Here is a 12,936-nt window from a genome sequence, read left to right as displayed (position 1 = left end):
CGCGTTCCCCCAGTCTTTTTTTGCTATTAATCCATCCACCAACGCTTAAAATTGCCCCACCACGTTTTCTTTTCGGCTTGTCGCTCCGCTTGGTCAGTTGGCGTTGCTGCTGGTGGGGTATCTTGCCCCGACAGCGTCTCCTTTGGCTCTGTGCCGCTGACGAATACCTCCAGCCGCTTGTCCGGGCTGTCCGGTGCAGCCAGCTTGCCACTGGCCGGATCAATATAAGCGCTGACTACGCCGTCAGGGATAGGGAAGATTTTGGGCGGCACATTCTCCAGCGCTTTCTCCGTATATTGCGCAAAAATCGGAGCCGCCCGTCGGGCATCCTGTGTGCTGATGGCCTTGCCCTTGTCGTAGCCGACCCAGACAGCGGTGGACAGCTCGGGGGTAAAGCCGACCATCCACGCATCGGTGTTGGTCGTGCCGCTCTTGCCGGCGACCGGGCGCTTGATCAGCTTCGCGACCCGGTTGCCGGTGCCGCCTTCTTCAAACACGCCTTCCATGAGGCGTGTGAGGACGTAGGCGGAGGCGGGCTTCACCACCTGCACGGGCGCGGCTTGGGGCGCTTCGTACAGCGACCGCCCGGCCGCATCGGTGATGCGCAGCACTGCCACCGGAGCCACCTTTTGCCCGCCGCTGCCGATGACCGAGAAGGCCGAGGCCATCTCGAACGGGCTGACGGGCGACACGCCCAGCGCCAGCGAAGGTACGGGCTTGAGCTCGCTTGTAATGCCCATTTTGCTGGCGAGGTCCATGACCTTATCCGTTCCCACCTTCAAAATGGTGCTAACGGCATAGATATTATCGGACGCCGCAATTGCGCGCCGAAGATCTATTTCGCCCAAATATTTATCTCCAAAATTTTTGGGCTTATAGGTCTTGCGGTTGTTATCGTAGTGGAACAACGTCGGTCGGCTTTCGAACTTGGACGTACTCGTCAATTCGCCGGAATCCAGCGCGCTCAGATACATAATCGGCTTGAAAGCGGAGCCTGGCTGCCGGGTTGTGGCCAGCGCATGATTATATTGATTCCCGACATAGTTCGTTCCACCGACCATGGCCTTGACATGTCCGTTGCGCGGGTCCATGGAGATTAACGCGGTTTCCAGTCCGTTGCTGCTCTTCATGCCCTCGTTTACAGCCGCCTCGGCTGCTTGCTGCATGTGCATGTCCAGCGTGGTATAAATGCTCAGGCCACCATGCTCAAGCACCCCTTCGCTAATCCCAAGCTGATGAGTCGCCAGTTGGCGGACGTAATCGCGGAACCAGGGAGCGGCTTCCACTGTCCGGCGCTGGCTCTCGGGCCGCAGGGCCAGCATTTCCTCATAGGCCTTGGTGGCTTCGGCCGGAGTAATTTTGCCGGTGAGCGCCATGGAGTCCAGTACAATTTTCTGCCGATCCTTTGCATTTTTCATATGATTATACGGTGAATAGTAGGTCGGTCCTTTCGGAATACCTGCTAACAGGGCGCTTTCGGCCAAATCCAGATCCTTTGCGGATTTACCGAAATACATTTGCGAAGCTGCTTCAATGCCATAGGCGCCATGACCATAGTAAATTTCGTTCAAATACATTTGCAGCAGCTCATTCTTGGTGTACTTCATTTCAAGCTGTGCGGTATAGATGGCCTCCTTGGCCTTGCGCGTCCATGTTTTCTCATGAGATAAGTACAGATTCCGTGCAAGCTGCTGAGTCAGCGTGCTGGCCCCTTGCGACATATCCCAGCGGGTCAGATTAACGATTACCGCCCGGCCCAGACCTTTGAAATCAAAGCCGAAATGATCATAAAACTTCCGATCTTCCACAGCCAGGGTAGCTGCAATCAAATCGGGTGAAATGTGATCAAGCTGGACCGGAATGGATTCTTTGCCTCCAGCAGAGAAAGTGGCGATGACTTGCCCTTGACTATCGAGCAGACGTGAATTCCGATCCGTATCCGCGAGCGGAAGGCTGGTCGTGTACAAATAGGCGAGCAGGATGCAGGCGGCGATGACCGTCAGAATAGTGAGAGACATCAGTCCTTGAAAGCATCGAAGCCAAAGCGGTTTACGCTTGGGGGATCGCCCGGTCGTATCGGTCATCATGCCACCTCCTTCCATAGTTGATGTTCTCAGTATAGTCAATCCGAAAGTGTCTATTCATCAGATACACACACGTGTCTATTTTAAACAAGATTAAATCTCCAAATTGCTTTTGCAGTCCATTCAGGTATCACTTATAATGCAAAAAGTGTGAAATTCCAATGCGTTTGGTACAATAAATATAGCAAACTCGGCGTTTGCGTGTTGCTGATATAAGGAAAGTCAACGTTTATGCTACCGGATTGCCGGACACATACTTTGATCAGAAAGAAGGTTGGAATGATGGACTTGTGGTTTACGGAGAAGCAGACTCCCTCTTTCGGCATTACAGCAAAAATCAAACAAACCTACGTCTCTGAGAAAACAGATTTTCAGGATCTGGCTATGATCGAGACTGAGGAATTCGGCAATATGCTTGTTCTGGATGGCATGGTGATGACAACGGTTAAGGATGAATTTGTGTATCACGAAATGGTAGCACATCCGGCCTTGAATACACATCCGAATCCGAAAAAAGTTTTGGTTGTGGGCGGTGGCGATGGCGGCGTTATTCGTGAGGTTATCAAGCACCCTGAAGTGGAGAAGGCTGTATTGGTTGAGATCGACGGTAAGGTGATTGAATATTCCAAAAAATATTTGCCTGAAATCGCAGGAAAGCTGGACGAGCCTAATGTAGAAGTGCTGGTCAATGACGGATACATGCACATTATTGAACACAAAAATGAATACGACGTCATTATGGTCGATTCGACGGAGCCGGTAGGTCCGGCAGCCCCGCTGTTTGAGCGCGGGTTTTACCAAGGTATTTTTGAAGCGTTGAAGGAAGACGGCATTTTCGTTGCGCAAACGGATAATCCTTGGTTCAAGGCAGACCTGATTCAGAAGGTCAACAAAGATGTGAAGGAAATTTTCCCGATTGTGCGTGTGTATGGTGCGAACATTCCGACCTATCCGAGCGGTCTTTGGACATTCACGTTGGGTAGTAAGAAGTATGATCCGCTCGAAGTAGACGAGACCCGAATTCCAGAGATGGACACCCGATATTACAGTCCGCGTCTACACAAAGCGGCGTTTGTATTACCTAAATTTGTAGAAGATTTAACGAAGTAAACATTTTAAGAAGCGCCTTAGTGGTCTTTATTGCCTGTTTTTGGGTGAGAAAGAGCGCTATAGGCGCTTTTTTTGTGTTGGATAAGATTTGGAAAAGGCTATGAAAGCATACTGGACACCGGATTTCCTTTTAAGATAAAAGAAGGAAATTTAAGGGTGTGCGTAGAATATACAAAAAACCAGACAATTAACAGATTTGTAATATCAACAAGGGAGGTTTGGTTATGGAAATACATAAATTGGCGATGTACCAAAGAGGGGGAAACTTTTTTGATCAGACGCTCTTTTTATTACCTGTGGGGGTCTCAGACGATCTCCAACGTAGCAGATATCATCTACATGTTGAGTGTAGTGGTATTGGTGTTCAGTTCAAGTAATTCCTTAATGACGACTATTTTAATCCCGTTGTTCCGATTGTCTGCCCAAGTGCTTAGTGGGCTCGTTGCACCGATCGTCCTCGGCCGATTTCGGCTGACGCGCGTGTTGCTATTTTCCCAGTTTGGGCAGTTTGTCATTTTTACGCTGCTGCTGCTTTATTTGTGGATCGTACCGGAGCAGAGGTCGTTTCTATTTATTTTTGTGATGGTGTTTGGTATGTCTTTTCTGGATGGCTGGACAAATCCTGCGCGTAATGCGCTTGTACCCCGTTTGGCTACGGGTGAAGGGCTAATGCGGGCCAACGGCATGGTAGCGGTCAGTGATCAGGTGGTCAGGTGTGCAGGCTGGGCGTTGAGCGGAATTATTGTGGCTTGGCTGGGTTCCCTGAATACGCTTGTGATCGCATCCGGTTGTTATCTCGTAGCTGTAACTGTCACGTCCTTCGTCCGCGATCCACTGGATCAGAAGGAATTAAGTCTTGAAGCTTCGGATTCCTCAACAAATCTAGTAGAACCTGCAAAGGGAAAGGAAAAAGGCTCCCATTGGAAAGAGCTTGGGGAAGGCTGGAAAATCATTTGGCACAACCGTCGTATTCGTTCTCTGATGATCGTCGATAGTGTGGATAGTATTGGGGGAGTCTCCTGGCTCGGCGTATTTATTTTGGCGTACGTCAGTCAAGTGCTGCATCGGGATGCAAGCTGGTGGGGCTTTATGAATGCGTCCTTTTTCTCGGGCACGATCTTGGGTGGATTGATTGTCGTTGGCTTGGTCAAGCGATTGCAAAAGAACAGCTTTTTGTACATGCTCGGAGCGTTACTGGTGTATGTACTGATTACAATTGTATTTGCGCTGAATACAATCCCCGTTGCTGCGCTTATTCTTTTTGCTGTATCAGGCTTACCTGTTCAAATGGCTGGTATCATTCGCCGTACCTTGCTGCAAACCAGTGCACCGGCAGCCCAGCTGCCCAAAGTGATGGCGGGAATTGATGTGCTTACAAATCTCGCTTTCGGCCTGTCCTTGTTATTCATGGGCTGGTATGCAGACCGTTTTGGTATGGTGCAGGTGTATTTGTTGGCTGCGATTATGACGACCATTGCTATCTTGATCGGCTGGTTGTATCGCAGGGATTTTCAGGAAAGTGAGCAAATGGACCATCCAACCGCTACGGGCGCTGGGATTTAAAATTGGGGTTCTCGTTAGGCGTGACATCATTCATTGGATGACTACATAATTAAATGCAGTTGTAAAAGTGAACGTGACGATTGGGGAGAATAAAAGCCTGCAATTCTCCTCAATTTTACAGGAACACGACTGGAATAACGTTGACGGTGGTGTTCCTTTTATAACTATTAAATTAATTGGTATATCTGTTGAGCAGTATGTGCCATTCCTAATATCAGGTCCGTTTGCTCGAGAGGTATGTTTTGACGGCAGGAGGAGTGTAATTTGTAAATTGCCGTAGGATTCCTTGCGGAGTAGTATCCGTAATTACCATCGCACGATATTTTTCCTGCATAAATTGTTCCTCAGCCATACGATCAAACAAGGAAATAAGAGGATCGTAATAATGGTTAATGTTTAAAAGACCGCATGGCTTTTCATGCAAGCCTAATTGCGCCCATGTGAAGATTTCAAAGTATTCTTCCATTGTACCTGGGCCACCTGGTAAAACAATGAATCCGTCCGCAATCTCTGCCATTTTAGATTTTCGTTCGTGCATGGAATCAACAATGATTAATTCGCTCAGGCCATTATGTGCAATTTCACGGCTTTGCAAAAAGTGAGGGAGCACACCGATGACGCAACCTCCTGCATGAAGCGCCGCGTCAGCCACTGCACCCATTAAACCAACACTTGCTCCTCCATAAACCAGGCTTATTTCCTGTTCGGCAAGTGCCTTGCCCAGAGCAACAGCATGCTCTCGATAAATCTCAGACGCTCCATTACTGGAACCGCAAAAAACAGCAATGCTTTTCATATGAGATTCTCCTTTATGTATATCTTTTTGCAAGTTTTTGCTGGTGTGTTCGAAATATATCCTCCAAGGTGATGTCATACTTGTTGGCGATCACGATGAGATTACCCAGTACGTCTCCAAGTTCTTCAGTTAAATGGTCCTTGTTCTCCTCGAATGAACCATCGATCTCATCAGGCCGGTCTCTGCCGATCTCCAGGGCGCGAATAGCTCTCGCAACCTCCCCGGTTTCCTCTGCCAAGAAACCAATTCGGACAAAGATATCCAAATCAGACCAGTTTCTCTCCTGATAATATTGCTTGACCCACTTTTGAAATTCATTAATATCCATATTCAGCCTCCCAACTGGAACCCATGCATAGGTGTTGGCTATACACAAACCATAAGGTTTAGATGAAACAGAAACATTTGTTCGTGTTATATTATATAATATAAGGGGGGGATTTATCAAAGAAAAATTTAAAAAGCCGTTTGCTTAAAAAGCAACCGACTTTTTAAAAGAACGTTGACCTTAATGATGCGACCGTATCCGGTCAGTCTTTTAAGCCGTAGTGAACTGGCTGTTATAGAGCGAGGCATAATGGCCGCCGCTGGCAAGAAGTCCCTCATGGGTACCACTTTCGACGACATCGCCGTTTTTCATGTATAAAATTAAATCCGCTTCGCGGATGGTCGATAGTCTGTGGGCGATCACAAAGCTGGTGCGTCCGGCAATCATTTTCATAAATGCTTTTTGGATACGCGCTTCTGTCAGGGTGTCTATGCTGCTGGTCGCTTCATCCAGAATCAGCATAGGTGGATCGACGAGGATCACCCTCGCGATAGTGAGCAGCTGCTTTTGGCCTTGCGACAGGCTATCGCCCGATCCGCTGATGACCGTATCGTAGCCATGAGGCAGTCGTTTGATGAAGCTATGCGCATTGGCAGCTGTTGCAGCCGCGATGACTTCTTCGTCTGTAGCCTCCGGCTTCCCGTAAGCGATATTGTCCCGAATGGTCCCGCTGAACAGCCAAGTATCTTGAAGTACCATACCAAAGTTAGTCCGCAGGCTGTCCCGGCTCATGTCGTTGATATTCACCCCGTCGATGGATATCGAGCCGCTGTCCACATCGTAAAACCGCATGAGCAGATTGACAAGTGTGGTTTTACCAGCTCCGGTCTGCCCGACAATGGCCACACGAGTGCCTGGCTTAACCTCCAGACTAAAGTTCGTAATGAGCGTACGTTCCGGGTTATAGGAGAATTTGACATGATCAAAAAGAATCGTGCCTTTGCTGCGCTCCAGCTGTACGGCGTTCGATTTTTCCGACTGCTCAGGCGGTGAGTCTAAAATCGAAAATATGCGCTGAGCAGAAGCCGTAGCTGCCTGGAACTGGGTCAGCACACCCGTAATTTCATTAAAGGGCTTGGCGAACAAATTGGTATAAATTAGAAAGCTCGACAATCCGCCTACCGAGATCACGCCCAAAATGATGGAGATACAGCCAATCGTGGCGGTGACTGAAAAAGTCATGTTGTTCACCAATCGGGTGGAGGGGTTGGACAATGATCCGTAAAACTGCGATTTCACCCCGGCTTGATACAATTGTTCGTTTCTGGCGGAAAATTCCTCAAGCGAGCGGTTTTCATAATGAAAAGCGGTAACTACCCGTTGTCCGCCGATCATTTCTTCGACGTAACCGTTCAGGCTTCCTAAAATTTTGGCCTGTTCGCGGAACATACGCTGCGACCTTGTAGTAATGAACCGTGCCACGCCATATGTGATCGGGGCAGACACCAATACGACCAACGTCATGATCGGACTGATATACAGCATGAGTACAATGGAGCCTATAATCGTAATAATCCCGGTAATCAATGTGGAAAAGCCTTGCAGCAATCCATCTGACACAGCATCCATATCGTTCACAAAACGGCTAATGCTGTCTCCTTGCGGATGAGTGTCATGAAAGCTTAACGGAAGGATATTAAAATGATCAAATAACTCCCGCCGCATATCATTTACAGTCTGAAAAGCAATCCGGTTCGTCAAATACGTGAGCAGCCAGCTAAATAGACTTCCTACTACATATACAATGCCTAATCCAGCTAGAATCTGCGCAATACCTTTAAAATCCACTGCTCCCTTATCCACCATGTGGTCGATAGCTTGACCAATCATGTAGGGTCCGATCAGACTGGCAAGCACGCTGAGAAACGCACTGACGATGACCCAAAATGTTGTTGTTTTATATTGACCCACATAGGTTAACAATCTTCTCCAGGTTTCCTTGCCACTCATTGGTCTACCTCCTGCGTTGAGAGCTGGGAATGATTAATTTCCTGATATACATCTGAGCTGCTCATCAACTGTTCATGTGTGCCGATACCGACAATCCGCCCCTCATCAAACACAATTATTTTATCAGCATGCTGTACGCTGCTTACTCGTTGCGAGACCAACAGGACGGTCATACTGGTGCTATTTTCACGCAGCGATTTGCGGAGGGCGGCATCGGTAGCAAAATCAAGTGCGCTTGAGGAGTCATCCAAAATGAGAATTTGCGGATTGCCGACAATAGCTCTGGCAATGGTAAGTCGCTGCTTTTGTCCTCCCGACAGATTAAGCCCCCCTCGGGTGATCGGAGCATCCAATTTCTCCGGCAAGTTGGAAATGAACTCATCTGCTTGCGCGATTGCTGCGGCTTGAGCGACTTCCTCATCGGTGGCGTGTTCATGCCCCCAACGGATATTATCCGCTATAGTTCCAGTGAACAGCAGCGCCTTCTGAGGAACAATACCGATTTTCTGCCGCAATTGCTCAAGCTTATACTGCCGTACGTCAATGCCATCAACCTCTATACGACCTTCTACTACATCATAGAAGCGGGGAATGAGATTCACAAAGGTGGATTTCCCCGAACCTGTTCCTCCGATGATGCCGACCGTTTCACCGGGATAGATGTTTACCACTACATCGCTAAGTGCCAGTTGCCCTGTCGTATTGTATCCAAAGGAAACATGATCAAAAGAGATGGCTGGTACAGCGCCATGCTCAGTTGTTCCCTCCCTGTCTATAGGTGTAGAAGTAGCAGCAGTGTCGGAAATCGAAGCTTGCGTGTCTAGGACCTCCTGAATCCGCGCTGCTGAAGTGGCAGCCTTGGTGAACAAAATAATTAAATTGGTCACCACAATCAGAGCCAGTAAAATTTGCGTAATGTAATTAATAAAGGCAATAATCTCCCCTTGTGTAAGAGATCCATATTGGATATGGATGCCGCCGATCCACAGGATTGCAATAATAGCTCCGTTTACCACCAGCAAGGTGGCAGGGCTTAGCAAAGCAGAAATACGTCCGACACGAATAGCGGTCTGAGTCAGGTCATCTGAAGCAGTGTTGAATTTAACTCGTTCAGCTCCTCTTTTGGCAAATGCGCGTATGACCCGTACGCCTGTAAGATTTTCGCTTAGCACCAGGGCGATTTTATCCAATTTTTTCTGATACCGACGATACAGTGGTGAAGCCTTCGTAATGACCACATATAGGATCAAAGCCAGAACTGGTGTAGCCGCCAACAGCACCAAAGCCAGGCGGAAATCCAGAATCATTGACATGATAATAGCCCCGATACAAATAAAAGGAGCACGAATGACCAGACGAATCAGCATCGCTACAGCCGTTTGAAGCTGATTGACATCATTAGTAATCCGGTTGATGAGCGAGGGCGTACCGAACTTATCGAGATCAGCATAAGAAAACGATGAAATATGCTTAAACATCGTATTGCGCAGCGTAGTTCCGAATCCTTGAGAGGCACGGGCTGCGTAAAACTGACACACTAATGAACTGCCAAAGCCCAGTATAGTCATGAGTAACATCAAAAGACCCATCTGCCAAACATAATGGGTGTCTCCTTTACCTACGCCATGATTGATCATTAAAGCAACCATAGTAGGCAGCAATAGTTCCAAGATGGCCTCAATCAATTTAAACAGAGGCCCAAGAATCGTTTCCTTTTTATAAGGTTTCAAAAAAACAGCAAATTTCAGCAAATAAACCATCACCTAACCTAAATAATGTATATAGCCTCATGCCGCAATAGCATAACTGAATTTGATTATGGCACATCCCCAACCATATGAATAATATTTAATATATATTAGAGGTATAGGTTTTACATATATCAGTACCGGAGGTCCATAAGGATGGAATTGAGACATCTCAAGTATTTTTTGGCGATCGCAGAGGCCGGACAGATTACAGCGGCAGCCAAAAAGCTGCAAATCGCGCAGCCTCCTTTAAGTCAGCAGCTCATGCAGCTAGAGGAAGAGCTTGGTGTAAAGCTCGTGCATCGAGGCTCACGAAGTATCCAGTTGACGGAGGCCGGCATCATTTTACAGAACAGGGCCAAGCAGATATTGGAGCTGACAGATGCCACAACGAGAGAAATAAACGATTTTGCCTTGGGGATGAAGGGTACGCTCACCATTGGAACGGTCTCTTCTTCCGGCGCAGCCCTGATGAAAGACAGGCTTTCCGAATTTCATAAAACCTATGCGGGTGTAAAATTCGAAATTCATGAGGGAAATACCTTCATGATTCTCGATCTTTTGAACAAAGGAATTGTAGAGGTCGGTATCGTCAGAACCCCTTTTAATACCACCGATTTAGGGTGCAGATATGCGTCCTCCGAGCCGATGATAGCAGTGATGACAGAAGAACATGACTGGAACCCCGAACAGAAGACCATCCCGTTGTCTGATTTGAAAAACAGGCCGCTCATCGTATATCGCCGCTTTGAACAATTGATCCACGATACCTGTATGAAGCATGGCTTTGAGCCAAATTTCTTTTGCAAAAACGATGATGCCCGCACCACGCTTCACTGGGCTAATGAAGGACTAGGGATCGGTATGATTTCGCGGTCTGCGTTGTCACTCGGAAGCAATAACCAGTTAATCGTTAAGGAAATTATGTGTGAAGAATTACATACGCGTGTGGCAGCTGTCTGGCTGAAGGATAAATACATGTCTTCTCTAGCCTCTCGATTCATTGAAAGTTTTAGCCAAGCATCCGATGAAGCTGACTTAAGGTAGCTAAATTTTTTGGATGAAAGCATCTTTTTGTAAAAACTCATTTGAATTGCAATCGGGAACTGGATATAGTAGTACAGTAGGATAGCAATAGAATGGAGTTTGAATACATGCCACATAATGCAAAGGTCCGAATCCGTCTTCATAGTCATCATGACGGAGAAGATGTGGTACAGGAACTTCCCGGAGAAGCGATCGTGCGTGGGAAGCATCTATATATAAGGTACGATGAGCCGCAAGAAAGTCCTGAGGGCGGTACGACACGGAACACAGTCAAAATCGGACCGGATGAGCTAAAGCTGATTCGTCACGGTGAGGTACAATCAGAGCAGTCGTTTGCGCTGGGACGCAGGTTGCCTGGATTTTACCGCTCGCCTTATTTAAACCTGAACATGTCTGCGCATACGCAGAAGCTCGATATTCGGATGGATGGATTCACCGGACATGTGAGCTGGACCTATGATCTGTACGTATTTGAGGATTTCTCGGGGCATTTTGCCATCAGTTTGCATATACAGGAGGAGCAATAATCATGACAAGCAATCCACTGGAACTTATTAATCAAAAGGTGACCTCAGCAATTGAGGCGGCGGTGCTGGCTACCGGAATCGGGAGCCGCGAAGAGCTGCCGACCATTACGCTGGAGGTACCGAAGGACAAGTCACACGGTGATTTGGCCACCAACGCCGCGATGCAGCTCACCCGCATTGCGAAGAAGAACCCACGGCAAATTGCTGAAGATTTGATCGCGAATATGGATTTAGCTTCTGCTTCTATTGAAAGTGCGGAAATCGCTGGACCGGGCTTTATTAACTTCCGCCTGAACAAGAGCTACCTTTATGCTGTTATTGGACAGGTGCAGGAGCAGGGGGCAGATTACGGGCGTATACAGGAAGGTGCGGGCAAAAAGGTGCAAATCGAGTTTGTCAGCGCCAATCCGACGGGTAGCCTTCACTTAGGTCATGCACGTGGTGCAGCCGTAGGGGATGCTCTTTGCAACGTGCTTGATTTTGCTGGATACAAAGTAACTCGTGAATACTACATTAATGATGCGGGTAACCAGATTTACAACATGAGCCGTTCTATTGAAGCGCGTTATTTGCAGGAGCTGGGACAGCCTGCGGAGATGCCCGAGGATGGTTACCATGGTGAGGATATCATCGGGTTTGCCAAGGAACTGGTGGCCGAAAAGGGAGATTCTCTGTTGTCTATGGAACCGGGAGATCGCGCTGCTTATTTCCGTGACTACGGTCTGGAAAAGGAACTGAACAAGATCAAGCGCGATCTGGAACTGTTCCGTGTACCTTTTGACTCCTGGTTTAGCGAAACGTCGTTGTATGAAAACGGTGAAGTGCTTAAAGCGCTGAATGAGCTGCGTGACCGTGAGGAGATCTACGAGAAGGACGGAGCTACATGGCTGAATACGACCAAGTACGGCGACGATAAAGACCGCGTCTTGATCAAAAATGACGGTACATACACGTACCTGACCCCGGATATTGCTTACCATCGCGATAAATATGCTCGTGGGTATGACACGATCATCAACATTTGGGGAGCGGATCACCACGGCTACATTCCACGGATGAAGGCAGCAATGGAAGCACTGGGCAATGACCCGGATAAGCTTAAAGTGCTGATTGCCCAAATGGTCAGCTTGTTCCAAAATGGGGAAAAAGTAAAAATGTCCAAACGTACCGGCAAGGCCGTGACGATGGAAGATCTGATAGAAGAAGTGGGTGTAGACGCGATTCGTTACTTCTTCACTATGCGCAGCATGGATTCGCACCTGGATTTTGACATGGATTTGGCGATTTCCACCTCCAATGAGAATCCAGTATTCTATGTGCAATATGCGCACGCACGTGCATGCAGCGTATATCGTCAAGCCGAAGAGCAAGGTATTGCTGTGCTGCCGTTGGCAGAAGTTGACTTGTCCAAGCTGACGGCTGAGCATGAATACGATCTGTTACGCAAAATCGGCGAGCTGCCGGAAGAAGTATCGGTGGCGGCTGCAAACTTTGCACCACACCGTATGATTCGCTATGTCTACGAGCTGGCTTCATTGTTCCACAGCTACTACAAGGCAGAGCGCGTCATCACAGAGGATGCCGCTCAAACGCAGGCACGCTTGGCGTTGTTTGGTGCGGTGCGTACTACCATTGCCAACGTACTGAAGCTGGTGGGCGTGTCTGCACCGGAACGTATGTAAGCAAGCAACTTTGACATCATGACTTCGTAGTCATATAAATAATAATAAAAGGAACCGTTCGTATCACCCTCAACAGGGTGGCGCCTCGGTTCCTTTTTATG

The 12,936-nt window shown here is 48.0% G+C and carries 10 protein-coding genes; 5 read left to right on the top strand and 5 right to left on the bottom strand.

What is annotated here, in order from left to right:
* Nucleotides 1-26: 26 nt before the first annotated feature.
* Nucleotides 27-2,084 (bottom strand): transglycosylase domain-containing protein, encoded by a 2,058-nt coding sequence (locus NSS66_RS25980; RefSeq protein ID WP_340960082.1) that lies wholly within the window; start codon nt 2,082-2,084, stop codon nt 27-29.
* 282 nt (nt 2,085-2,366) lie between these two features.
* Between NSS66_RS25980 and speE the strand changes: the two genes are divergently transcribed.
* Together speE and NSS66_RS25970 are read left to right on the top strand one after the other, a co-directional pair.
* A complete protein-coding gene (gene speE / locus NSS66_RS25975) occupies nt 2,367-3,194 on the top strand; it encodes a polyamine aminopropyltransferase (protein ID WP_053324352.1) in 828 nt (275 codons plus the stop codon).
* Nucleotides 3,195-3,464: 270 nt separating this feature from the next.
* Nucleotides 3,465-4,757 (top strand): MFS transporter, encoded by a 1,293-nt coding sequence (locus NSS66_RS25970; protein ID WP_053324353.1) that lies wholly within the window; start codon nt 3,465-3,467, stop codon nt 4,755-4,757.
* A gap of 214 nt (nt 4,758-4,971) precedes the next feature.
* Here the strand turns inward: NSS66_RS25970 and NSS66_RS25965 are convergent, their stop codons facing one another.
* The 4 genes from NSS66_RS25965 to NSS66_RS25950 all read right to left on the bottom strand — a co-directional run bounded on the left by NSS66_RS25965 (nt 4,972) and on the right by NSS66_RS25950 (nt 9,582).
* Nucleotides 4,972-5,553: an LOG family protein gene (locus tag NSS66_RS25965; RefSeq protein WP_076265412.1), complete on the bottom strand. Its 582-nt coding sequence runs from the start codon at nt 5,551-5,553 to the stop codon at nt 4,972-4,974.
* A gap of 13 nt (nt 5,554-5,566) precedes the next feature.
* Nucleotides 5,567-5,881 (bottom strand): MazG nucleotide pyrophosphohydrolase domain-containing protein, encoded by a 315-nt coding sequence (locus NSS66_RS25960; protein ID WP_025718465.1) that lies wholly within the window; start codon nt 5,879-5,881, stop codon nt 5,567-5,569.
* A 210-nt stretch (nt 5,882-6,091) separates the two neighbouring features.
* Nucleotides 6,092-7,831 (bottom strand): ABC transporter ATP-binding protein, encoded by a 1,740-nt coding sequence (locus tag NSS66_RS25955; protein ID WP_340960072.1) that lies wholly within the window; start codon nt 7,829-7,831, stop codon nt 6,092-6,094.
* The gene (locus NSS66_RS25950; protein ID WP_103744919.1) at nt 7,828-9,582 is read right to left on the bottom strand and encodes an ABC transporter ATP-binding protein; all 1,755 of its coding nucleotides are present in this window, start codon (nt 9,580-9,582) and stop codon (nt 7,828-7,830) included. Before NSS66_RS25950 ends, NSS66_RS25955 begins: the two co-directional genes overlap by 4 nt.
* Nucleotides 9,583-9,735: 153 nt before the next feature.
* Here NSS66_RS25950 and NSS66_RS25945 point away from each other — a divergent pair, with 153 nt between their 5' ends.
* The 3 genes from NSS66_RS25945 (at nt 9,736) to argS (ending at nt 12,835) form a co-directional block, all read left to right on the top strand.
* Nucleotides 9,736-10,626 carry a LysR family transcriptional regulator gene (locus NSS66_RS25945; protein ID WP_028542580.1) on the top strand — a complete coding sequence of 297 codons (891 nt, stop codon included), beginning with the start codon at nt 9,736-9,738 and terminating at the stop codon, nt 10,624-10,626.
* A 92-nt stretch (nt 10,627-10,718) separates the two neighbouring features.
* Nucleotides 10,719-11,153: a DUF1934 domain-containing protein gene (locus NSS66_RS25940; RefSeq protein WP_013308207.1), complete on the top strand. Its 435-nt coding sequence runs from the start codon at nt 10,719-10,721 to the stop codon at nt 11,151-11,153.
* Between the two features lie 2 nt (nt 11,154-11,155).
* Complete coding sequence (gene argS / locus NSS66_RS25935) at nt 11,156-12,835, top strand: arginine--tRNA ligase (protein ID WP_340960070.1); 1,680 nt, start codon at nt 11,156-11,158, stop codon at nt 12,833-12,835.
* Nucleotides 12,836-12,936 lie beyond the last annotated feature (101 nt).

Origin of the sequence: Paenibacillus sp. FSL R10-2748, from assembly GCF_038005565.1 — a bacterium.
GTDB lineage: Bacteria > Bacillota > Bacilli > Paenibacillales > Paenibacillaceae > Paenibacillus > Paenibacillus polymyxa_B.
The sequence above is the reverse complement of the archived record's forward strand: the minus strand, read 5'-3'. Positions and strand labels throughout refer to the sequence as shown.

Excerpts from the sequence above, each read along its gene's own strand:
- NSS66_RS25980 (WP_340960082.1), bottom strand. The coding sequence starts at position 2,084 with ATGACCGATACGACCGGGCGATCCCCCAAGCGTAAACCGCTTTGGCTT.
- NSS66_RS25945 (WP_028542580.1), top strand. The coding sequence starts at position 9,736 with ATGGAATTGAGACATCTCAAGTATTTTTTGGCGATCGCAGAGGCCGGA.
- NSS66_RS25960 (WP_025718465.1), bottom strand. The coding sequence starts at position 5,881 with ATGGATATTAATGAATTTCAAAAGTGGGTCAAGCAATATTATCAGGAG.
- argS (WP_340960070.1), top strand. The coding sequence starts at position 11,156 with ATGACAAGCAATCCACTGGAACTTATTAATCAAAAGGTGACCTCAGCA.
- NSS66_RS25955 (WP_340960072.1), bottom strand. The coding sequence starts at position 7,831 with ATGAGTGGCAAGGAAACCTGGAGAAGATTGTTAACCTATGTGGGTCAA.
- NSS66_RS25965 (WP_076265412.1), bottom strand. The coding sequence starts at position 5,553 with ATGAAAAGCATTGCTGTTTTTTGCGGTTCCAGTAATGGAGCGTCTGAG.
- NSS66_RS25940 (WP_013308207.1), top strand. The coding sequence starts at position 10,719 with ATGGAGTTTGAATACATGCCACATAATGCAAAGGTCCGAATCCGTCTT.
- speE (WP_053324352.1), top strand. The coding sequence starts at position 2,367 with ATGGACTTGTGGTTTACGGAGAAGCAGACTCCCTCTTTCGGCATTACA.